The following is a 21,017-nucleotide window of genomic DNA, read 5'->3' on the forward strand; positions in this document are numbered from 1 at the left end:
AAAGTTACATAACCTGGAGGTGCATCATGCAAACCACTTACTTCTGGATAGGCCTGGCAGTGATCCTCGTACTGCTTGATGCGTGGATCATCAACAGCATCTGGCGCAGCGATAACGCCTCGGCGAGCAAGGCAGGCTGGAGTGCGGTAGTCGTGGTCCTGCCGTTCCTGGGCGCCGCAATATGGGCGATTGCCGGCCCACGGGGTGTCACCAAGGGGCCGTCTTCTCCCGAGCACAGCAAGGGTTGAGTCCGGGCCCCGCTATGAACAACCCAGACCCTGGCGACTTACACAGCCGCAATTATCCGGTGCAGGAAAACATGGCCTTGCAGCGTAAGGTCTGGCGCTTTGAGCGGGCGGGTTGGTATGCGCTGCTGGTGTTGATCGGGCTGAGCCTGGCGGGCCTGTTTTCCAGCGGGCCTCTGAGCACCCGCGAAGTGCGCAGTGCCGATGGTCAGTTGCGCGTGGAGTACCAACGCTTTTTGCGCAATGGCGCCTCCGATGGGCTGGTGATTCATGTACAAGGCAAGGCGCAAGAACCCCTGGAGGTCGAGTTGAGCGGTGAGCTGCTGCGCGGCTTCAATATCGAAATGCTGCAGCCTCAGCCGCTCAAGGCCAGGGCGGCCGGGGAGGGTGTAAGCGTCTGGATGCTGAGTGACAGCGCCGGCCAGGCAGTGTTGTACCTGACCTTGCGCAGCGACACGGTGGGCAGTGTGGATACCCAGGTGTCGCGACCAGCGGGGGCGTCGGTGCGCTTTTCTCAGTTCATCTACCCTTGAACGTCACCTCCATCCCTAGGGGCGTGAGTCGCGTCCGCCACGCGTTGATGGACGGTTGTTAGAGACAGGATCACCACGCAGGCCATGTCGCAGCCATTGAGCATTCGCGCAGCCTCAGGAAGGTTTAATCAAACTGGCGAGTGGCCATCGCGGTTGCACGGTTATCCGATTTTCTGAAAATTCATCTGAACTTCGCTTCCTGACGAACCCTCGCAAAGAGAAACCCACCCAGGAGAAGTTATGATGAACAGCTATCCAAAACCACCCTTCAACGCCCAGCAACAGCCCGTACCCGGTGAGCAGCGCAAGATGGACCCGATGCCCGATTGCGGTGAGCAGTCGTACCAAGGCTCGGGCCGGCTCGCCAATAAAATAGCCTTGGTCACCGGTGCCGACAGCGGCATCGGACGGGCCGTGGCCATTGCCTTCGCACGTGAAGGCGCGGACGTGGCGGTGTCGTACCTGGATGAACATGAAGACGCCAAGGAGACCGCACGCTGGGTCGAGGCGGCGGGTCGTCAATGCCTGTTACTGCCCGGCGACCTGGGCAATGCGGCGCAGTGCACGGCCATCGTCAACGACACCGTGGAGAAGTTCGGCCGCATCGATGTGCTGGTCAACAACGCAGCGTTCCAGATGACCTATCAATCCCTGGAAGACATCCCCGACGAGGACTGGGTGAAAACCTTCAACGTCAACATCACCGCGATGTTTCGCATCTGCAAGGCCGCGCTGCCGCATATGGCCGAGGGCAGTTCGATCATCAACACCAGCTCGGTCAACTCCGATATGCCCAACCCCAGTCTGTTGCCCTATGCAGCCACCAAAGGCGCGATTGCCAACTTCACCGCCGGCCTGGCGCAGATGCTCGGCGAGCGCGGTATTCGCGTCAACAGCGTGGCACCCGGGCCCATCTGGACACCGTTGATCGTCTCGACGATGACGCCGGACATGGTGAAAAACTTTGGCGGCAACACCCCATTGGGACGCCCAGGCCAGCCAGTGGAAGTGGCGCCGATCTATGTGCTGCTGGCGTCGGATGAAGGCAGCTACATCTCCGGCGAACGCTACGGCGTGACGGGTGGCAAGCCGATACTTTGATCAGTGATTGGGGAGGGCGGTATGAGCGAAGCCTCGAAGCACCACGAACCGAATCATTCCGAGCGCAAGGTGCGTCCGCCGGCAGCGAAGCGAAACGATAAATCGCATGCTCCGGCAGGCGGACAACGCGGGAATGAGCAAGGCGGTGTTGCCCCTGGAGGGCCTTCGAAAGACCCTGAGTCAGGGGCGTGAACGCGAGGGGTATGTACTTGGCCTGACATCCTGATTGGCTGTCAGGTCGCTATCGCAGGCAAGCCAGCTCCCACATTTGGATGGCGCGGTTGTAGGAGCGAGCTTGCTCGCGAAAAAGCTCATCGGCACCGCGTTTATTCAGGAAACACGCGTTATCGTTGACGTTTTCGCGAGCAAGCTCGCTCCTACAGGCTGACGTTATTTTCGCTTGGGACGATGAATTCGCATCCACTCCCGATAGGCCACTGTACGCTGCGCATCCGCACGTTTCTTCGCCTCGGTAAAGCGCGACCACGTCTGCGCATCGCCGCTGTAGGACTCAATGATCTCGTACGCCAGCGCGTCCAATCGATCCGCTTCGAAGAACATCTCGGCATTTCGCGTGACCTCGTCGTCCCGCCTGTTTGTAGTTGTGTAACCAAGAGTCTGGCTGTTCATCCTCTGAGGCCCTCCGCCCATTGAATCTGTGCCGCGCTACTCCAGCGTACCTGGGTAATGCCGTATTTTTCCGCCATCGGTTTGGACACACGCTTGAACGTGTGTTGCCCAAATTTTGGGATGACCGCCACACCAGCGTCACAACTGGCCCAATGCCAAGCCTCGGCATTGTCCATGCGCGGCGCGCGCACGATGAAGGACTTGGGCTCGCCATGCAGCTGATACTCGATAGTGAATAGGTCGTTGTGTTTCATGAGGCCTCCTTGATACTCATGAATTACAGATATTTGACGTCAAAAAAAATTCAAATAAGTTGTCCGACAATTCGATGACTGGGCGCAGGGGTGGATGAGGCCTAATCATCTACCGTAAAGGTGACCCATCCCGGCCCATTCGCTGGCCGTTCCAGCTCGGCGATGACACCGCTGACGGAGGATCCGTCGGGCAAATTGACGGTGATAAAGTTGGGATTGCCAGGCCAATCCATTGGCGTGTCAAAGTCCAAGCGCACGATGGTCGGTTTACCGCTGCTGGTCATTTGGATGCTTTTTGATTCGTTAAGACGTTCATCTGAGGGTGTTCCAAGATGGCGCGAGGCAGTGATGACACTGGCAATACCTTGGTAGTCGTAAAACATGCTGGGTTACCTCATGTAAAGGGGGCTGTTGCCCCCGTGTTCATTGGTTGAGTAGGCGACGGCACAGGGCTGGGCCATCTGTGGCTGGTCTTGGGTAGAGAAAGGCACGCACATGAGCGTTCAATCCAAATGATTGAATGGCGGTGTCAGTGTTGATGAACCTTCAGTGTTGGGTCGGCGATCTGGATAACCTTGCCCTGGCGCCACGCGTCCGCACCGGGGGCGATGGGCGGCGCGGGGATATCGGCGCGCGTCTTTTTCTTGTCGGCACTGTCGATGCCCAGTCGTTTATCTCGTTCGGCGACCATACGCGGGTCAGCCTGGCCGTCTGCTGTAAACCCCATCATCAGCTGAGGCACGCCTAAAGGCAGGCGTTTATCCAGATCGGTATGCCAGGTGTGCCAGGTCTTGCCGTAGGTGTGCACCAGCTTCTCCATCAGCGCATGTTCCGCCACCTCAGGAATTCCCGGAGCGACCAGTTGCCCTGACTTCACTTCATGCACATGGCTGTGCCACAGCGCCTTTTCAGACGCGGGCAGCGTGTTGAACTGCGCCTCGCTGATGATGTACTCCACGCCCATCAACTTGGCATCCTTGCGGTTACCGTCGTAGATCACACACTGGATGACCTCCTCGTTGAGGATTGCGCAGTAGTGATGCGCTTCCATTTGCACATCGGGATGGCCGTTGTAGAAGTGAAAGCCGTCCAGGTAGGCGTTCAGTGCGTCAATCGGTGGGCGTGATTGCAGCAGGGCGGCGCCGGCCTCCAGCGTTCGGGTCGAAGGCGTTGTCGGTTTCCCAGGTGCCTCGACATTCGAAGGTGAGTTGTTGCCAGCGCAGGCGCTGAGCAGGGCCAGTGTCACTGCTGCGGCTAGGGATTGGGTCACTCGGTGGGGTGGGGTGTCAGTCATGGTCGGCTGCCTCCTGTTGCCGGTAATCTGCGCCAGGTTTGATCCTGTTCTCGTTGGAGAGACGAGCGTACGGGGCGTTCAAAATGCTTTGAGTTGAACACTCATTCATGTGGGAGCTGGCTTGCCTGCGATGACGGCCTCACAGCCGGCCCCTATCTACCTGCTGCCCCACGATCAAACTGGGGGAGCGGGCTTGCTCGCGAAGGCGGCCTGACAGCCGACACCTACCTGACGCCCCGCGATCAAATTGTGGGAGCTGGCTTGCCTGCGATGACTGCCTGACAGTCGACACCTATCTACCTGACGCCCTGCGATCAAACTGTGGGAGCGGGCTTGCTCGCGAAGGCGGCCTGATAGCCGACCGGGATGTGGGACCCGATTGAGTACATATCCGTTATTTAGGTAACGGCCACTTAGGGGGCCGCCCTTACGGCGGCTCACTTTTGAAAAGCGCAAAAGTAAGCAAAACGCTCTTGCCCCACCACTCGGCACCTCGCCTAGGCTCGGTGTGCCCGAACACAGTCTTGAATCCGTGGGCCGCCGCCACGCGCCATCCATGGCGCGGGGCGGCTAACCCGGCGTCCTGCCGGGTTACCCACGAATTCAAGCCTGCGTTCGGCCAGCGTGGTTTAACGGGGCGCCTGAGATCAAAAGCAGATCAAGAGCGGCTCGCTTCGCATCGTGGTTACCATCGATCACTACGGCGTTGTGCAAGGCACACTGACCGGCGTAGGCCTCAAACCGGACCGTTAGAAGAACTGGAAGAATCCGCTTCCCGCCCGATGTCATCGACCGCGTTAGGCTGCCCCAACTTGCTGTATTGCTCACGCAATTTTTGCAGGTCGTGCGCCCCGAGTTTATCCAGGCTCAACGCCGCATTGTGAGCTTCTTTGGTGGCACGAATCAGCTCGTCCAGTTTCAGATGAAGAATATCGTTGTCGCGGTTCTGGGTATTCTGGATCAGGAACACCATCAGGAAGGTGATGATGGTGGTGGAGGTATTGATGATTAACTGCCAAGTGTCGTTGTAATGAAAGTAAGGCCCGGTGAGCGCCCAGACAGCAATCAGGGAGACGGCCGTCAGAAAGGTTGTTGAGCTGCCCGCCTGGTTGGAGAGTTTTTGGCAGAATTTCGCGAACTTCATGATGCTGTCTCCTGGGGGATGTTCCTCTGTAGACCTCGGCAGAATTTCGAAATTCTTTTTTACAAATCGATTTTTTTTGACAAAGTTCGATCAGCAAAACCCCTCTGCGCAGGAGCACTCAGCATGTCGGTCGCTGCTTCTATCGTTGAATACCTCAAGCACCATCAGTTGGTCATCACGACGGCCGAGTCGTGTACCGCAGGCAAGATCATCACCTTGCTTTCGCAGGTCGACGGCAGTGGTTCGTGGATCGAAAGCGGGTACGTGGTGTATTCGCCAGAAGCGAAACAGCGGCTATTGAACGTGCGCCCTTACACCATCGAAACGTTCAATCTCACCAGCTGTGAGGTCGCCCAGGAAATGGCTCACGGCGCGCTGCGCGACAGCCCTGCGGATGTAGCGGTAGCGACCACGGGCCTGCTGGGGCCGGATGGAATTGATGGCATTCCCCCAGGCACCGTTTGTTTCGCCTGGGCCTATCGAAACGGGGGCGCACTGAGTGTGTTCAGTCGCAAGGAACGCTTCATGGGCTCCCGTGAGCAAGTACAGTTGGCCGCGTCTCTTCATGCGTTGAAATGGCTGCCGCATTTTCACCGGCGGGCGATAGCGGGTGAACGCGCCTAATGCTGCCAAGTGCGCGCTTTTACGGCTGCGGTTCGATGTCCAGCAGCAAGTCGCCGTTGGTCAAGGATTCAGCCTGCTGGACCACGCCACGATAGGCCTGACCGTCCCATACAAAGGTAATCCTGTGAGCCTTCAGCAATTGCCCAGGCCATGGCGGCGCGAGCCGCAACTGCACGCCGGGCGCAGTGCGCACAAGCCGCCCCAGGCACTTGCTGGCGAGCGTGTTTACACCGAACAGCGTGTCCTGCAAGTATCCAATGTTGACCGGTTGCAGCGTTGCGTCAGTAGAGTCCGACATGTCATTTACCCCACCGACGACCGCCAGAAAGACTGCCTGGCCATGACCATTTCCTCACGTATTTCGCGCACAAGCCGGTTGATCCCCGAGACACCGTGATAGTGGGCGCGGTTGATGTTGGCGACGGTGAATTGATCCATACCGTGCGCCGTTACGGTGACTGAAAGGCTGCCGTCCGCGTTGAGCGAGCACTTGACCGCGCACTTGGGGAGGCGAGCGGAAAGGGCCGTTTCGATTTCGGCTTTCGTTAACGTATCCATGAGTTCACCGCATAAAGGACTCAGCGCGATAAGGCTAGCTCACAATGACTCGGCGTAAATACTGGCAAAGTAATGGTTTTGTAAGGAGGGTCGTCCAGAACTTAGCGTCGAAAGCCTTTACGTGAAACCTATGCTGAAGGTTAGCTCGTTGTTGAATGCTTCCGAGGCGTTTTCACAGTCGTTGGCGAAGTTGCCGCGCGATGCTTGGCCGTCTTTTTCCGTAAGCCGGAGGAGATTTGTTCATGTTTCTACATAACAAGCGACTTCAATCGCGTTCCGTTACTTCACCCAAGCCTTGGCCGAAGACGATCCGGGGCGCAAAGCATGATGAAAATCCGCACGCTCTCGGACCCCACCAACGACCCCACGACCGGCGCTGACCTGGGCAGGGGGCTGCAGCCAAAACCTGAGCCATGATCCAAGGCTGTACTGTCGCGCGGCGCCCACCGTAAGGCGCCGCGCCCTTTAGGTGGTAGATGGCACCGCGCAGCGTTTTCACGGTCCATGGAACACGTACCACGTATCTGGAGGTGAACCTTGGCGACAAAGAAGAAGCCTGTAGTCGACGGTATGGAATTGGCAATGCTGTCTGCCTGCCGCAAAGACCTGTTCTTTGCGGCCATGCAAGCCAGCCACAGTGCAATGATCGTGACCGACCCCGCCGGGCCTGATAACCCGATCATCTTTGCCAACCAGGCGTTCCTGACCCTGACAGGCTTTGAACTGGACGAAGTGATCGGACGTAATTGCAGGTTCTTGCAGGGGCCTCAAACCGACAAAAACGCGCTGCACCAGGTGCAGCGCGCGGTTGAGCAGCATCATGAGGCCTGTGTGGAGGTGCTCAATTACCGCAAGGACGGCTCGACCTTCTGGAACGAGCTGTTCATTTCGCCGTTGTTCAACGAACGTGGGCAACTGGTGTATTTTTTCGCCTCGCAGCTGGACGTGAGCCGGCGTCATGACGCTGAACAGCGCGTGCGTCGTGCACAAGACCTGGAAGCGCTGGGGCAACTGACCGGTGGCATCGCCCATGACTTCAATAACCTGCTGCAAGTGATGATGGGTTATCTCGACTTGATCCAGCAGAGCGCCAAGCGCCCCGGCAGCGATCTGCAGCGCATCGTCAACAGCGCCAACCGTGCCAGGGCGGCGGGGGAAAAAGCGCAAACCCTGACTCAGCAGTTGCTGGCGTTTTCGCGCAAGCAACGGCTCGACAGTCGGGTGATCAACTTGAATAGCTTGCTCAGCCGCCCCGAATTCATGGCGCATGCGCTGCAGGGCGTCGAGTTGCATGTAGAACTTGCCGAAGATCTGTGGAACTGCCGCATCGACCCGGTCCAGGCGGAGCTGGCGGTGCAGCATCTGTTGTCGAACGCCCAGGATGCTTTGCACGGGCGTGCTGACCCGGCGGTGACCGTCAAGACCTGCAATGTCCAGGTGCCGGGCGATGCAGATGCCGAGCGTGATGGCTTGGTCGAGGGCCGTTACGTGAGCATTTCGGTCTCGGATAACGGCAACGGCATCGACGCAGGTATTCAGGACAAAGTCATGCAGCCGTTCTTCACCACCAAGGAAGAAGGCCAGGGCTCGGGCCTGGGGTTGTCGATGGTGTACGGCTTCGTCAAGCAATCGGGCGGCACAGCGCGGATTCATTCAGACCCGGGCATCGGTACGACGATACGCTTGTACTTTCCGGCCGATGACAGCCAGCTGTGGGTCGAGCAGGTACCTGAGGCGACCTCACCCCAAGGTAACGAGCGAATCCTGATTGTGGAGGACCGGCCCGAGGTGGCTGAGTTGGCGCAGGTCATTCTGTCTGACTACGGTTACCACGCGGACATCGCCCTCAATGCCGCCGAGGCATTGGGCATGCTCAGGCAGGCGACGTATGACTTGGTGTTCAGTGACTTGATCATGCCCGGCGCAATGAATGGCGCGGCGTTGGCGCGGGAGGTGTCGCGCTTGTATCCGCACATCAGGGTACTGCTGACCACCGGCTATGCGAAAGATTCGCTGGCCCGCGCGGACATAGAGGTGCATGAGTTTGAGCTGATTTCCAAGCCGTATCAGCCTGCTGAGTTGCCCCGAAAAATTCGGGCTGTGCTCGATGCCTGATCGAGCAGGCCAATGCGCTCAAAATGTGGGAGCGGGCTTGCCCGCGAAGGCGGTGTGTCAGTCTCCGCATTTGTTACTGCACGACCGCTTTCGCAGCAAGTCAGCTTCCACATTGGATCTTCTTTGCTTTGAGCATTGCGTTCGCTTGGCACAGTGGCATTAGGGCTTGCCGCCGACATAACCGTAAATCCCGCGCTCCCACTTAGCTACCTCAGCACCGCCAGCACCCGTTTAAGCGCCAACATCAGTACAATCGAAAATCCGAATACCCTGCACGCCCAGCCGGTCGGTTCGGTCAGGCGTGTATTGCTGGCCGCGAGGACGATTGAAAGTTTTCAAAAACGGGGATGAACGGTAATGGGCCAACTAGACAACTTCGCTGTTCGTATGGCGTTGCGCCCCGCCTGATGCTGCTCCGCCGGCAGGGGTTAACCGCACACTCTGTTGCTGCAGCCCGCACAGACTGCTTGTATGCTGGCACTCTGGAACCGGTTGCCCCTGTGAGTACCGACGTTCGAATGATGGCTGGATGGAAACCGGACTTCCTTAAGGTGCTGACGTGAAGCGTGATACCCGTCTTGTGATGCTGTTGCTGTTGGTGATCGGCTGTTCCCTGACTTCGCTGACGATTTGGAAAGTCTTGTCTTCCCGCGACCGTGCGCTGGCGGAAGTGGATGTGCATGGCTTGAACCTGACCCAGGCCCTTAACACCTATACCGAAGGCATCGTGCGGCAAAGCTCGTTGCTGTTGCTGGGGCTGGTTGAGCGTTTGGAAACCGAAGGCAGTGGCCCGGTGCAAATCCAGCGAATCAGTACGCTGATCAACCGCCAGCAGCCGCTGATGCCGCAGCTCAGCGGCATCACCATTTATGATCATCAGGGCCGGTGGCTGCTATCTTCCAATCGTGCGATTCCGGAGGGCGCCAATAGCAGTGATCGGGCCTATTTCATCCACCATCGCGGCGATCCGAGCGCTGAACCTTTTATTGGTCCGCCGATTCAAAGCCGCGCCAACCATGAATGGGTGGTGACCATCAGCCGCCGTTTCAACGACGCGGCCGGCAACTTCGCTGGCGTGGTCGCTGTGACCCTGGGGGTGGAAAACTTTCTGCGGGTATTCGGCAAACTCGATGTGGGCCAGGAGGGCGCCATCGGCCTGTCCTACGCAGACGGCACGTTGCTGGTGCGTTACCCCTTCCGCGAGCAGGACATGGGCCGCAACTTCTCCACCTCGCCTATTTATTCCAAGTACCTGGTCGACCAGCCTGTGGGCACTGCGGCCTATACCTCCAGCCTGGACGGGGTCGAGCGGCTCTATGCCTTTCGCAAGAGCGAAACCCTGCCGCTGATCACCACGGTCGCGTTGGGCAAGCACGAAGCCCTTGCGGCGTGGCGCATCGAGGCGGCACTGTCAGCGGTCGTGGTGGTGGGGCTGTTGGGGCTGACGGGGCTGATCGGCTGGTTTCTGATCCTGGATATCCGCAGGCGTACGGCGGCGGAAGAGGCGTTGCGTGTCGCCCAGCAACAGTTGCTCGACTCCAATCGGCAATTGGCGCTATTAGCGAAAAAGGATGCGCTGACCGGCCTCGCCAACCGCCGCTGTTTTGACGAAACGCTGGCCGTTGAAGCGCGCCGGGCGCAGCGCGAGGGTACGTCACTGGCATTGCTGATGCTCGATATCGACCATTTCAAACGCTTCAACGATGCCTTTGGTCACGTCGCGGGAGATGCTTGCTTGCAGGCGGTCAGCACGTTATTGGAAACGTGCGTGCGCCGGCCGTCGGACCTGGTGGCGCGCTATGGCGGAGAAGAAATGGCGATCATCATGCCCGCGACTGACAGCGCAGGGGCTGCGGTGGTCGCGCAACGCATTCTTTCGCGTCTACAGCAGGAGAACATCACACACCCAGGCAGCCCCTTCGGGCGCGTGAGTGTGAGTATCGGTGTTGCGACGGGTATGGGCTCACGGCTGGAGCCAGTGTTGGGTTTGGTCGAGGCGGCCGATGCAGCGCTTTACGGTGCGAAGGCGGCGGGGCGCAATGGGTTCAACGTGCATCCTGCGGACGTGACTTCGAGCGGCTGAAACGGTTTTACCTGGGTATGCCCGGCTCACATCCCAAGCGTCGGGATCATGAGTTCACCGCACTCCATCAGTTGGCCAGCGGTGACTTGCAGCTGCGGGGTGGGTTTTGCCGCATAGCCTGCGATGAAGCCGGCACTTAGCAGTGCCAGGCAGAGGACGGCTTTTTTCACAAGCATGCGCAGGGTCTCGATCGGTTCAAAAGGGTGAACCACAGATTGCGCATTCGAGAAAAGGTTCCCGCGTAGCGCTCCCCCGGCCAGTCCGCTGATCTTGCCGGATCATCGGGTTCAGGGCCGTGGGTTGGGTGAGCGATCAGATACCCAGCGCATCACCTTTTCAAGGTGACCCGTGTGTTCGTCCCGCTGTTCGCTGAGGACGATAAATCCGTGCTTCTGGTAGAAATGAAGGCTGGCAACATTCTGCGAATACACGCTCAGTTGAAGAGCGGCTCTAGACCCCATGGCATCCTCCAGCAACTGCGTGCCTACGCCGCGGCCCTGATGAGCAGGTGAGACAAATAGCGCTGCCAAGGTGTTTTCATATACGCAACTGAACCCCCGGACTTGTCCATCAACCTCAAACACGCGTGTCACGGCGCTTGGTAGGTAGATCTCGCGCATGGCGCCCAATTGTTCATGCCAGAACTCAGGGGCAATGAAGTGGTGGGCCAGGATTGACGCTTGCAACCAAATGTCCAGCACAGGTTCTACATCAGCGTTTCGAAAGTCGCGAATCATACGGCCTCAACGTTTGAGTGTGCAGGGCGAACACCGTCGGGGCGGTGGGCGCTGTCGCGTTTAAAGACCCCCGCGGCAGCGATTTTGAGCAGCCGACGAAAGTTCGGGCATTGCGCGTGATCAGGCGCAGGGCAGGCTGCCGCGTGCCGCAAGCCACGGCTCATGGCGCGCAGTTGCCTGACCGTCGTATCAATCTCGTCGGCCTTGGCCAGCAGCACCGCTCTGTCCACATCAGCCTGGCCGTTTGGCGATAGCATGGCCTGTATTTCATCCAGCGAAAGTCCACCCGCCTGCCCAAGTGCAATCAGCGCTAACTGCTCAATCACCGCCGCTGGAAACTGGCGGCGAATACCGGCCGGGCTGATCGAGGTGATCAAGCCTTTCTTCTCATAAAAACGCAAGGTATGGGCAGGGACTCCCGTGCGCTTGACGACCTCTGCGATATCCATTGGTAACCCATTGACTTGAAGTTGACTTCAACTTCTATGATGCCTGCGCACGTTCGATGGGTCCATGAATAAGAGGTAGATATGGCAACGCTGGAAGTGGTCGCACAGGTTGTATTGTTAGGGGCGGGAGCTACCGCCGTGATGGATATGTGGATGCTGTTGATGAAGGCTCTTGGGGTTCAAACGCTGAATTTCGCGTTTGTGGGGCGTTGGGTCGGTCACGCGTGCCAAGGGCGGTTTGTTCACGCCAGCATAGGGCAGGCGTCATCCGTTCGAGGTGAAGTGGCCCTGGGCTGGGTCGCGCATTACGTCACCGGTGTTGTTTTTGCGATCACGCTGGTGTGGGTTGAAGGGATTGCCTGGCTGCAGGCCCCCACCATTTTGCCGGCACTGATACTGGGTGTGGTGACAGTGGCCGTCCCGCTGTTGCTGATACAGCCTGCGATGGGGGCCGGGTTTGCATCCTCCAAAACAGCCGCGCCAGGCAAGAATTGCCTGCGCAGTGTGATCAGCCATGGGGTGTTTGGGGTGGGTCTTTACTTGGCCGCGCGGCTGATTGCCTGGGCCTGAGCGGGATCAATGGACGAATTTGACGTAAATGTGTTCAGGGTCATCTTCATCCAGATTCTCGATCTGTCCGCTGGGAATAAAGCCAGCTTTCATCAGCAGGGCCTGTGACGCTCTGTTGGAGGCATTGGTCGACGCGAACAGCTTGGGCGTCTTGCAGGCTGCTTCGGCCGCTGCCAGCAGACGAAGGGCGACGCCCTGGCGCTGGTACAGCGGTGAAACCACCACCAGCGCAATAAACCCATGGTTGAAAAAATCGTGGGTGAGCACCAGGTAGCCGGCGCACAGGTTGGCGTCGGCGGCTACCAGGCATTGCTGGCGAACCATGGCGTCATAGATAAACACGCGACGACTGGCGTGCTCGGTTGCGTAGGCATCCAGTGCGACCAAGGCATGCACATCGTCGGGGGTGGCTTGGCGGATCAGCCAGTGTGGGGCAGCGGGGGGCAATTCAGTCATGGTCGTTGAGCATCCTCTGTTTAAACACTTCATTACCCTCCCGCGCTTGATCACATCATCACGACAGCGAACGCGCCGCCTTATCGATAGTATATCGTCGGCGACGGCACGCTGCGTCAGCGCATGGTGAAGACGTTTTCCTGGTTCAGGAAAAACTTCAAGCAAGCCTTGAGTCTGGAAGCTCTGGCGGCACACGCGCATATGCCGCGCTGGATTTTAGTCCCAGTCCTATTTGTTTCTTTTTTGGCGCTGATAAGCTTTTTCCCTGAAGAAATGGTCTCGGGAAATTCCTTGTCATGATCCTAAATGTCGCCGTGCCCAACGAGTTCAGCGCGTTACGTGTAATTACGCTGGCATCCGATGCGGCGTGCGCACATCGGCTTGCATCCGCCTTGAGCGGCATGGGCGTTCTGCCCCTGGCCAACGTCGAATCCCTGGACGCGCTGCAGGCGTGGCTGGAGGATTATCCGGTCGATGTCATCGTGTGTGAAATTCGCCCTGAATGCGGCGATGGCTTGATGTTGCCGAGCTTGCTCAAGGCCCGTCACGAGTCAGGCAAACTGGCCCAGTTTCCAGGCATTTTCTGGATGGGCGAAACCACGCTGGGCGCGCCGGGTGGGGCCGCTGACGGTGCACGTACGTCTGCACGTGAAAGGTCGGCCAAGCCGCTGTGGGTCAAGTACATGGGTGGAGTCGCCGTCAGCGCCCTGGAGTCCCATGCCCGTTTGGCGAGGGCGGCGGGCATTTTCGTCGAGATCGTGCGCGAAGGCGGCACCCTGGACCTGGGCGATGCATTGCGCGCCACGGTACTGACCCGCGTGCAACCCGACCCCTCGCTACGCAAAAACACCTTCGACGCCCTGGCCGAAGATGAGGTGATCCATGCGCTGACGACCGGCGACGGGCTGCGCTTTGTGTTTCAACCGCAGTTCGAATTGCTCAGCCGACGCATTGTGGGGGCCGAAGCGTTGGTGCGCTGGAAGCACCCACGCTTTGGTGAAGTACCGCCTTCGGTACTGATGCCTTTGGTCAACCGCCTGGGCCTGGATTTGCTGTTGTTCAGCCTGGTGGAGATGTGGACGATCAAGGTCATGCTGTCGCTCAAACGCGCGAACATCCAGATTCCCATCGCCGTGAATGCTTCAGCCAAGACGATTTGTACGCCCAACTTCGCCGATCGCCTGGCGGCCAGAATGCGCCAGGCAGAGCTGCCCAATCACCTGCTCAAGATTGAGCTGACCGAAGACGTCCCCGAACCCAATGAGCTGCACCTGTCGGCTTCGTTAACTGCGATTCGGGCCAAGGGTTTCCAGGTGTCGATGGACGATTTCGGTACCGGGGCGGCAACCTTCGCCTTACTGGCAAACCTGTCGTTTGACGAGATGAAAATCGATGGTTCGTTTGTCCGGGGTGTCGAACAGCATTCCTCGTCGCGCAATGTCATCGCCGGCATCGTCAACTGGGCGCGGCTGCTCAACCTGAGCCTGGTGGCGGAGGGGATCGAGGATGAATCAACGATCCCGTTGCTGCACCGTTTGGGCTGCCGGATCGGACAAGGCTATGCCTTGGCGCGGCCAATGGAAATCGATGCTTTCCTCAACTTTGTGATTCAACAGAGCAGTCCCGGTACATCGCTGGCTGAGTGAGCCCTACGCTTTTAAGAGCAGTCTGATATTCATTTGAATGCAATTGCATTAAGTTTCGCATCGTCTGATTTTTCAATTGTTCAGTACTTTTGAATGTCCTGCTGCTGAGGCGTGGCCAGCTCGGCTGGCGAACTTGCGCTTGAGAAGTCGAGAACCAATTAACAGTCAATAAAGTTGCTGTTCTCGTCTTTTTGCTCGTTATAAAGAGTGTTCCTTGATCTATGAAACGTTTACACATTGCTTTGCTGGATGATCATGCAATTGTACGACATGGTTTAGTCAATCGACTGGTACAGGAACCGGATTTTGAAGTGGTCGGCGTGTACAGCCGTAGCCGTGACCTGATAACCGGGCTGGCGACAGCACCGGCCGAGATATTGCTGCTGGATTTTGTGCTGGGCCCCTGCGAACTGGATGGTATATCGTTGATTCGCGCGCTGCGCGTGAAGTTTCCAGCCTGCCGGATTCTGATCTTTTCCACGCACCATGACGCAGCGACCGCAATCCTGGCGTTACGGGTCGGCGCACGCGGGTTTCTGGGCAAGGGCGAAGACATGGAGCAGTTGATCTGCGCGGTCCGGCTGGTGGCCTCAGGCGCCGTGTACTTGAGCCCGGACATGGCCTATCGCGTGGCAGAAGCCACCGCCGTGAGCTATGACGGCGAGACCAAGGGCAGGGATGAAGCCCTGCGCTTTGTCAGCCTTTCTGCGCGCGAGCAGGAGGTGATTCGATGTTACCTGGCCGGCATGACCATCACCGAGATCGCCGAGAAATTCAACCGCAGTATCAAAACCATCAGTTCGCAAAAAGCCGCCGCATTTCGCAAGTTGGGGGTGATGTCGAACAATGAGCTATTCAGGATCAGGCATATTATCGAAGGAGTTTGAACGGTGCGAATTCATCTGCTGTGCGCGTGTCATTTTGCGGTTGTTGCATATACTCATGTGCGTGTTAGACGTTGTATCGATGAGTTATCCCTGTGTTTCGACGGTGCGGCGCGCGCCGGGCCGAGAGGGTACGATCACGATGAAACCCATACGCATTGCGTTATTGGATGACCACGCAGTCGTTCGACATGGCCTTGCCAGTACGTTGGCAGCCGAGGTGAACTTTGAAGTGGTTGGCATTTATGAAAAAAGCCGCGACTTGATTGCCGGTCTTGTTACAGCACCGGCAGATTTACTACTGCTGGATTTCTCTCTTAATCCCAATGAGTTGGACGGTGTATCACTGATCCGTGCGTTACGCGTCAAATTTCCCAATTGCCACATCCTGATCTTGTCCAGTCATCATGATCCGGCGACAGTGGGCCTGGCCATGCGCGTGGGGGCCCGTGGTTTTGTGGGTAAGGGCGAAGACATGAGCCAGTTGGTGAAAGCGATTCGCAAAGTCGCAGCGGGCGCCGTGTATTTGAACACCGACATGACCTATCGCTTGGCGGAAACGGTCACGGGTGAGACGCGTGAAAGCACCAACGAGGAGCGCGATGCACTGGCGCTGGCAGAACTGACGAGCCGCGAGCAGGAAGTCATTCGCTGTTATCTGGCAGGCATGACCGTGAGTGAAATTGCCGAGAAATTCAATCGCAGCATCAAAACCATCAGCACGCAAAAAACCTCGGCATTCCGCAAGCTTGGGGTGACGTCGAACAATGAGCTGTTCAAGCTCAACAAGATTATCGGTACACCATGAAAACGGGGCTGTGTGCCGTGGCGTTATGTAGCTTGCTGATAATGATGGTGCCTGCTGCAAGGGCCGGTCCGGTCGAGCTGAGTGCAGAGCAAAAGGATTGGGTCCAGACGCATCCAGTATTACGGGTCGGCGTGGTCGAAGACCTGATGCCTTTCGAATACATCAGCAACGCAGTCATGCGCGGGCGGTCGATAGAGTATTTGCAATTCGTCACGGCCGCGACCGGCCTTCAGTTCACGTTCGTACCCGGAAAAACGCTGGCCGAGCGCGAGAAAATGTTGCTTGAAGGCCAGGTTGACCTGCTGTCGTCTTATTTACGCTTCAGGTCTGAACCCACTACCAAGGGGCTTCGAACGCTTGCCTACGAATCGACCTCACCTGTCATTGTGACGCGGGTTGAGAGCCCCGACGCTTTCGATCTTGATCAACTGCAAGGTAAAACCGTCGCGATACCCAACAATGTGGCGTATTACGAGCAAATTTTCCGGCGTAAAGGAGTTCAGGCCACTTTCAAAAAAAGCGCTTCAGCCCTGGAGATACTGACCAGCGTTGAAGACGGCAGTGCCGATGCGGCAATCGCGTCAGCCATCTTTCTAATGCCTTATCTGTATCAACGGTTCCAGGGCATTCTGGAAGTATCCGGTGTGCTCGGCAGCCAAGTGCTGGATGTGAGCATGGTGACCCGTACAGACCAGGTCATGCTGTATTCAATACTGGAGAAGGTGTTCGCCTCCATCACCGTCGAGCAACGCAACGGTCTGTATGGGCGCTGGTACCAGGATCTGGACCTGAATGTTCCATCGCTGCCCAGTATCGCCGCCCATTATTTGCATGTGTTGATCCTTGGCGCGCTCGTGCTGGTCAGCCTGTGCGCACTGCTGTATCGAGGCCAGCGTCAACGGCGCCTGGCGGTGCGTAACGAGCAGGAAAAAACCATGTTTCTGGCGGTGATGGGGCATGAAATCCGTTCACCGATGAACGCGGTGCTGGCGGCGATGGAGTTGCTCGGGCATACCCGGCTCAACCAGCAACAGCGCCATTTGGCCCATTTGGCCAACAGTGGGGCCAACGCGCTGGGGCGCCTGCTGGACGATGTCCTGGACAGGCCTGGCTCGCATGCCAAACCGCCACGGCTGGCCGTCGAGGCAATCGACATGGAGGCATTGGTCCAAGGCGTAGTCGGCCTGCATCGACTGCGTGCGCGGGAAAAACGCCTGAGCTTGAACTGCCATATTCAGGCGCAGCTCCCCTTGTTGTTGCTCGACAGCTCCCGGCTCACGCAAATTTTTCATAACCTGCTTTCCAATGCCATCAAGTTTACCGACACAGGCGGTGTCGACATCACTGTGGCGTTAGCGGTTGCAGTGCACGGCACTGCGCAATTGCAGATTGAGGTGCGCGACAGTGGCGTCGGCATTTCAGACGCGGTGCAGGCCGCCCTGTTTCGCCCCTATGCCCAGGCCCGCGAATCCTCCCGGCGCACGGGGGGCACCGGGTTGGGCCTGATGATTTGTCGGCAGTTGGTGGGTTTGATGCAGGGCACGTTGACGCTGACCAGCGAGCCGGGCTCAGGCACGACAGTGGCTATCCGCTTACCGGTGAGCATCGGCGAGGAGCCAGCGGTCTTGATGCCGCAAGCGGCCCCCTCAACCCAGCCAACCGTGAGCGGCCTGCAGATTTTGGTGGTGGAAGATACCTACGCCAACCAGGAGGTATTACGCGCGCAAATCAGTGCATTTGGCTGTCAGCCAGTGATCGCTGCCGACGCCGCGCAAGCCTGGCCGCTGTTCAGGGAAACCGTATACGACCTGGTGCTGATGGACTGCGATTTGCCCGATGAAAACGGTTATGGCCTGGTGCGCAGGTTGCGCGCCCTGGAAATGCAACTGGGGCGCACACGCAGCCCGATTATCGCGATCTCTGCCCTGACCGGCGACCGTCATCTTCAACGCTGTATCGAGGCGGGCATGGACGCGACCTTGAGCAAGCCCATACGCCTTGGGCAGTTGTGCGAAGTCATTGAACGCTGGTGCGGGGTCAAGCTGGCCGCCCCCAGTACCAGCTTGATGGCGCCTTTGCTGGATCAAGCCGCAATCAACCGTGAAATGGCCGGTGACCTGGCAAACCTGGTCAAAGCCGTCGCCCTGTGCGACCGCGCATCGGCGCAGCACGTAGCGCATCGATTGCATGGGGCTGCATTGATCATGGAGTGGTCGGCACTGGCGCAGGCCGCCGAGTACATGGAGCGTCTGCTGTACAGCGAAGCAGAGTGGGGGCCAGTGCACGCCCAAGCCTTGCAGCCGTTGTTGCAACAGTGGGCCGCGTTGAGCGGCGATACAGCGCTCGACGTACTGCCGGCGACGCGTGCGCAGCGGACGGCACGCTGATGCGGCGCCTGCTGCTGGTACTGACGTTGATGTGCCTTCCGGCGTCGGTGGGCGTGTACGCCAGTTCACCACCCATGGGATTGACGCAGCCGGAGGTGGACTGGATAGCTGCTCATCCGGTGCTGCGTGTGGGTGTGTTCGAGGACCTGCTGCCTTTCGAATACATGAGTGGCGGCCAATTGCGCGGTCTGTCGGCTAAATACCTGAGGCTGATCAGCCTGCGTACCGGTCTGCATTTCGAGCCGGTGCTGACCACCACGCGCAGTGCGCGCAAGGATATGCTGATCAGCGGCGAGGTGGACATATTGTCCACACGGCGGCGTTCCGACGACCCGGCCCAGGATCGTGGGATGCTTTACACCCTGCCTTACAACACCAGCTCGACGATTCTTGTCAGTCGTTTTGGCGATCAGCCGCTGGCAGGCCTGGAACAGCTTGCCCACAAACGCTTGGTCATGTTGGGACGCGAAGTCTATGGCGCATTCCTGCGCGAAGAGGCCCCAGGAGTTACGCTCATCGCCGCCCAGAACGCGGTCGACATGATGGCGATGGTCAAGGACGGCAAGGCAGACGCCGCTATCGCTTCGGAGTGGTTGTTGATCCCGTATCTTTCCCGTCAGTACCAGGGCGTCTTGCAGATATCCGGCGTGGTGCCGCAACTGCACACCGGCGTCAGCATGGCGGTGCGCGACAGCGATGCGATCCTGCTGTCGATCCTGGAGAAGGCATTGGCCTCCATCACCGGGGATGAGCGCAAGGCGATCTTCGATGCCTGGTTTGCCGACATGAACCTGGATATCCCGACCATCAGGTCCATCGCCGAACATTACGCGGGTGAGTTGTGGCTGTTGCTGGCCATTGTGCTGTTGCTCATTACGCTGGTGTGGCAAAGCCGGTTGCAGCGGCGGCGCGCGGTGCAGCGTGAGCGCGAGAAAGCGATGTTTCTCGCGGTCATGAGCCATGAAGTGCGCTCGCCCATGAATGCAGTGCTGGCGGCGGTCGAGCTGCTTGAGCACACCCCGCTGGACGAACAGCAGCGGCACTTCACGGACCTGGCCAATACCGGCGCCAATACCTTGCTGCGCCTGGTCGACGATGTGCTGGATATCTCCAAGATGGAGGCCGGGCAATTGCAGCTCAATCTTGAGCCGGTGGACTTGTGGTCACTGTTGCAACAGCAGGTGGATGATTACCGAGGCTATGCCGAGGAAAAGGGCCTGACGTTGACATTGACTGGCCAGCGCCCAGTCGCTTCAGCACTGCTCGATGACCAGCGGGTGGCCCAGGTGCTGCGTAACCTGATCTCCAACGCCATCAAGTTCACCGAGCACGGCCGAGTGGAGGTGCAACTGCTGTTGCCCGACGCACAGCCGGGGGTAACTTCGCAGGCGTTGATTCGCGTGGTCGACACCGGCATTGGGTTGTCCGACCAGGCGCAAGCTGCGCTGTTTCGGCCCTATGCTCGCGCCAGGCAGTCGTTCAAGCGTAGCGGCGGCACCGGTTTGGGGCTGGTGATCTGTCGCCGTTTGGTGAAGTTGATGCACGGCCAGCTGACCTTGAGCAGCGTCCCGGGGAGCGGCACTCAAGTCGACGTGAGGTTGCCCGTCGAGTGGGCTGGACCGCTTGAGCCGCCTGTGCGGGCAGCCGATCCTGATGCGGCTTCCAGGGAGGTTTCATTATGGGTACTCGTGTCGGGAGGTGAATATGCCGATCAGCAAGCAGTACAGGCATTGCTTCAAGGTTTTGGCCTGGGCGTACGGCTGGCGGCCAAGGGTGACGAGGCGCTGGCGCTCTTCAATCAGCACAGGGTCGATCTGGTACTGATCGATGAGCATCAGGCGTTCAACCTGAGCGGCCCTTTGCGCGACGTGGAGCGCCAACAACAGCGCGGGCATTGCCCAATCATTGCGATGTCGCAGGTAACAGGTAATGACTATCTTGAACGCTGTTTTGAGGCCGGCCTGGACGGCGTGCTGAGCAAGCCGGTGCGTCAGGACAAATTGCAGCAAATGATCGAGCTGTGGTGCGATCAGGTCCTGATACCAGCGGCGCAGGTGCATGCTGCCTCAGGGCAAGAGCGGGAAGGGCGGCAAGAAGCACTGCGCCAGGATCTGAACCGTCTGTTCAGCGCTGTTGCCCTGCGTGATCGCCCGGTTGCCCTGCAGGCTGCGCATCGGCTAAAGGGGGCTGCACAGACGGTAGGCTGGACTGCGATTGCGGCCGGCGCCGAAGGGATCGAGTCGTTGTTGCACGATGAAGTGAACTGGCCAACCGTAGCGGTTGCGGATCAACTCAATCTTATGGCGCAAGACTGGGCTGCGGCCGGTTATTGAATAATGCGTCTTGCCTCGACAGCCTGGTTTTTAGGACCATTCCTATAGACGAAGTAGTGACTCTAAAAACAAATAACATAAGTTGAAGTGCGTAAGTTTTTGCCGAGCGAAACAGACGTTCATTGTTGAAAATATTGAGTGGCTTAGTTGTTTTTAGGAGCACTCC

Annotated in this window: 23 protein-coding genes; 12 read left to right on the plus strand and 11 right to left on the minus strand. The window is 58.4% G+C overall.

Going from position 1 to position 21,017, the window contains the following annotated elements; genetic code table 11:
- Positions 1-26 precede the first annotated feature (26 nt).
- From ODQ19_RS19955 to ODQ19_RS19965, 3 genes are all read left to right on the plus strand, one after another.
- Positions 27-248, plus strand: coding sequence for a PLDc N-terminal domain-containing protein (locus ODQ19_RS19955; protein WP_003190416.1), 222 nt, complete (start codon positions 27-29; stop codon positions 246-248).
- 14 nt (positions 249-262) lie between these two features.
- Positions 263-778, plus strand: coding sequence for a hypothetical protein (locus ODQ19_RS19960; RefSeq protein ID WP_330211036.1), 516 nt, complete (start codon positions 263-265; stop codon positions 776-778).
- 243 nt (positions 779-1,021) lie between these two features.
- On the plus strand, positions 1,022-1,879 hold the full coding sequence (locus tag ODQ19_RS19965; protein ID WP_161907384.1) for an SDR family oxidoreductase: 858 nt from the start codon (positions 1,022-1,024) through the stop codon (positions 1,877-1,879).
- A 390-nt stretch (positions 1,880-2,269) separates the two neighbouring features.
- On the opposite strand, the gene ODQ19_RS19970 is transcribed toward ODQ19_RS19965, so the two are convergent.
- The 5 genes from ODQ19_RS19970 to ODQ19_RS19990 all read right to left on the minus strand — a co-directional run bounded on the left by ODQ19_RS19970 (position 2,270) and on the right by ODQ19_RS19990 (position 5,201).
- On the minus strand, positions 2,270-2,509 hold the full coding sequence (locus tag ODQ19_RS19970) for a hypothetical protein (protein WP_330211037.1): 240 nt from the start codon (positions 2,507-2,509) through the stop codon (positions 2,270-2,272).
- On the minus strand, positions 2,506-2,763 hold the full coding sequence (locus ODQ19_RS19975; protein ID WP_116668236.1) for a DUF6555 family protein: 258 nt from the start codon (positions 2,761-2,763) through the stop codon (positions 2,506-2,508). Before ODQ19_RS19975 ends, ODQ19_RS19970 begins: the two co-directional genes overlap by 4 nt.
- Positions 2,764-2,864: 101 nt before the next feature.
- Positions 2,865-3,146: a hypothetical protein gene (locus ODQ19_RS19980; RefSeq protein ID WP_330211038.1), complete on the minus strand. Its 282-nt coding sequence runs from the start codon at positions 3,144-3,146 to the stop codon at positions 2,865-2,867.
- Between the two features lie 146 nt (positions 3,147-3,292).
- The gene (locus tag ODQ19_RS19985; RefSeq protein WP_116668237.1) at positions 3,293-4,057 is read right to left on the minus strand and encodes an OBAP family protein; all 765 of its coding nucleotides are present in this window, start codon (positions 4,055-4,057) and stop codon (positions 3,293-3,295) included.
- Between the two features lie 736 nt (positions 4,058-4,793).
- Positions 4,794-5,201 (minus strand): low affinity iron permease family protein, encoded by a 408-nt coding sequence (locus tag ODQ19_RS19990; protein ID WP_116668238.1) that lies wholly within the window; start codon positions 5,199-5,201, stop codon positions 4,794-4,796.
- 123 nt (positions 5,202-5,324) lie between these two features.
- Between ODQ19_RS19990 and ODQ19_RS19995 the strand changes: the two genes are divergently transcribed.
- Complete coding sequence (locus tag ODQ19_RS19995) at positions 5,325-5,825, plus strand: CinA family protein (protein ID WP_116668239.1); 501 nt, start codon at positions 5,325-5,327, stop codon at positions 5,823-5,825.
- A 19-nt stretch (positions 5,826-5,844) separates the two neighbouring features.
- Here the strand turns inward: ODQ19_RS19995 and ODQ19_RS20000 are convergent, their stop codons facing one another.
- Positions 5,845-6,123 carry a hypothetical protein gene (locus ODQ19_RS20000; RefSeq protein ID WP_116668240.1) on the minus strand — a complete coding sequence of 93 codons (279 nt, stop codon included), beginning with the start codon at positions 6,121-6,123 and terminating at the stop codon, positions 5,845-5,847.
- Positions 6,124-6,128: 5 nt separating this feature from the next.
- A complete protein-coding gene (locus ODQ19_RS20005; RefSeq protein WP_116668241.1) occupies positions 6,129-6,383 on the minus strand; it encodes a hypothetical protein in 255 nt (84 codons plus the stop codon).
- Between the two features lie 537 nt (positions 6,384-6,920).
- Here ODQ19_RS20005 and ODQ19_RS20010 point away from each other — a divergent pair.
- Both ODQ19_RS20010 and ODQ19_RS20015 read left to right on the plus strand, forming a co-directional pair.
- The gene (locus tag ODQ19_RS20010; RefSeq protein WP_330211039.1) at positions 6,921-8,498 is read left to right on the plus strand and encodes a histidine kinase famiy protein; all 1,578 of its coding nucleotides are present in this window, start codon (positions 6,921-6,923) and stop codon (positions 8,496-8,498) included.
- Positions 8,499-9,057: 559 nt separating this feature from the next.
- Positions 9,058-10,581 (plus strand): sensor domain-containing diguanylate cyclase, encoded by a 1,524-nt coding sequence (locus ODQ19_RS20015; RefSeq protein WP_330211040.1) that lies wholly within the window; start codon positions 9,058-9,060, stop codon positions 10,579-10,581.
- Positions 10,582-10,607: 26 nt separating this feature from the next.
- On the opposite strand, the gene ODQ19_RS20020 is transcribed toward ODQ19_RS20015, so the two are convergent.
- From ODQ19_RS20020 to ODQ19_RS20030, 3 genes are all read right to left on the minus strand, one after another.
- Entirely contained in the window at positions 10,608-10,757 is a 150-nt protein-coding gene (locus ODQ19_RS20020) for a hypothetical protein (protein ID WP_019821496.1), read from the minus strand.
- 111 nt (positions 10,758-10,868) lie between these two features.
- Complete coding sequence (locus ODQ19_RS20025; RefSeq protein WP_330211041.1) at positions 10,869-11,318, minus strand: N-acetyltransferase; 450 nt, start codon at positions 11,316-11,318, stop codon at positions 10,869-10,871.
- Complete coding sequence (locus ODQ19_RS20030) at positions 11,315-11,767, minus strand: helix-turn-helix domain-containing protein (protein ID WP_330211042.1); 453 nt, start codon at positions 11,765-11,767, stop codon at positions 11,315-11,317. Before ODQ19_RS20030 ends, ODQ19_RS20025 begins: the two co-directional genes overlap by 4 nt.
- Positions 11,768-11,848: 81 nt before the next feature.
- Between ODQ19_RS20030 and ODQ19_RS20035 the strand changes: the two genes are divergently transcribed.
- Positions 11,849-12,337 carry a DUF2938 domain-containing protein gene (locus tag ODQ19_RS20035; RefSeq protein WP_330211043.1) on the plus strand — a complete coding sequence of 163 codons (489 nt, stop codon included), beginning with the start codon at positions 11,849-11,851 and terminating at the stop codon, positions 12,335-12,337.
- Between the two features lie 6 nt (positions 12,338-12,343).
- On the opposite strand, the gene ODQ19_RS20040 is transcribed toward ODQ19_RS20035, so the two are convergent.
- Positions 12,344-12,793, minus strand: coding sequence for a GNAT family N-acetyltransferase (locus ODQ19_RS20040; RefSeq protein WP_116668247.1), 450 nt, complete (start codon positions 12,791-12,793; stop codon positions 12,344-12,346).
- Between the two features lie 296 nt (positions 12,794-13,089).
- Here ODQ19_RS20040 and ODQ19_RS20045 point away from each other — a divergent pair, with 296 nt between their 5' ends.
- The 5 genes from ODQ19_RS20045 to ODQ19_RS20065 all read left to right on the plus strand — a co-directional run bounded on the left by ODQ19_RS20045 (position 13,090) and on the right by ODQ19_RS20065 (position 20,851).
- Positions 13,090-14,439: an EAL domain-containing protein gene (locus ODQ19_RS20045; RefSeq protein WP_116668248.1), complete on the plus strand. Its 1,350-nt coding sequence runs from the start codon at positions 13,090-13,092 to the stop codon at positions 14,437-14,439.
- A 221-nt stretch (positions 14,440-14,660) separates the two neighbouring features.
- Positions 14,661-15,326 carry a response regulator transcription factor gene (locus tag ODQ19_RS20050; protein WP_330211044.1) on the plus strand — a complete coding sequence of 222 codons (666 nt, stop codon included), beginning with the start codon at positions 14,661-14,663 and terminating at the stop codon, positions 15,324-15,326.
- A gap of 139 nt (positions 15,327-15,465) precedes the next feature.
- The gene (locus ODQ19_RS20055) at positions 15,466-16,131 is read left to right on the plus strand and encodes a response regulator transcription factor (protein ID WP_116668250.1); all 666 of its coding nucleotides are present in this window, start codon (positions 15,466-15,468) and stop codon (positions 16,129-16,131) included.
- Positions 16,132-16,175: 44 nt separating this feature from the next.
- The gene (locus tag ODQ19_RS20060; RefSeq protein WP_330211072.1) at positions 16,176-18,518 is read left to right on the plus strand and encodes an ATP-binding protein; all 2,343 of its coding nucleotides are present in this window, start codon (positions 16,176-16,178) and stop codon (positions 18,516-18,518) included.
- Positions 18,518-20,851: an ATP-binding protein gene (locus ODQ19_RS20065; protein WP_330211046.1), complete on the plus strand. Its 2,334-nt coding sequence runs from the start codon at positions 18,518-18,520 to the stop codon at positions 20,849-20,851. Before ODQ19_RS20060 ends, ODQ19_RS20065 begins: the two co-directional genes overlap by 1 nt.
- Positions 20,852-21,017: the final 166 nt, after the last annotated feature.

The organism is Pseudomonas sp. AM4(2022) (assembly GCF_036346515.1).
Taxonomy (GTDB): domain Bacteria; phylum Pseudomonadota; class Gammaproteobacteria; order Pseudomonadales; family Pseudomonadaceae; genus Aquipseudomonas; species Aquipseudomonas paracarnis.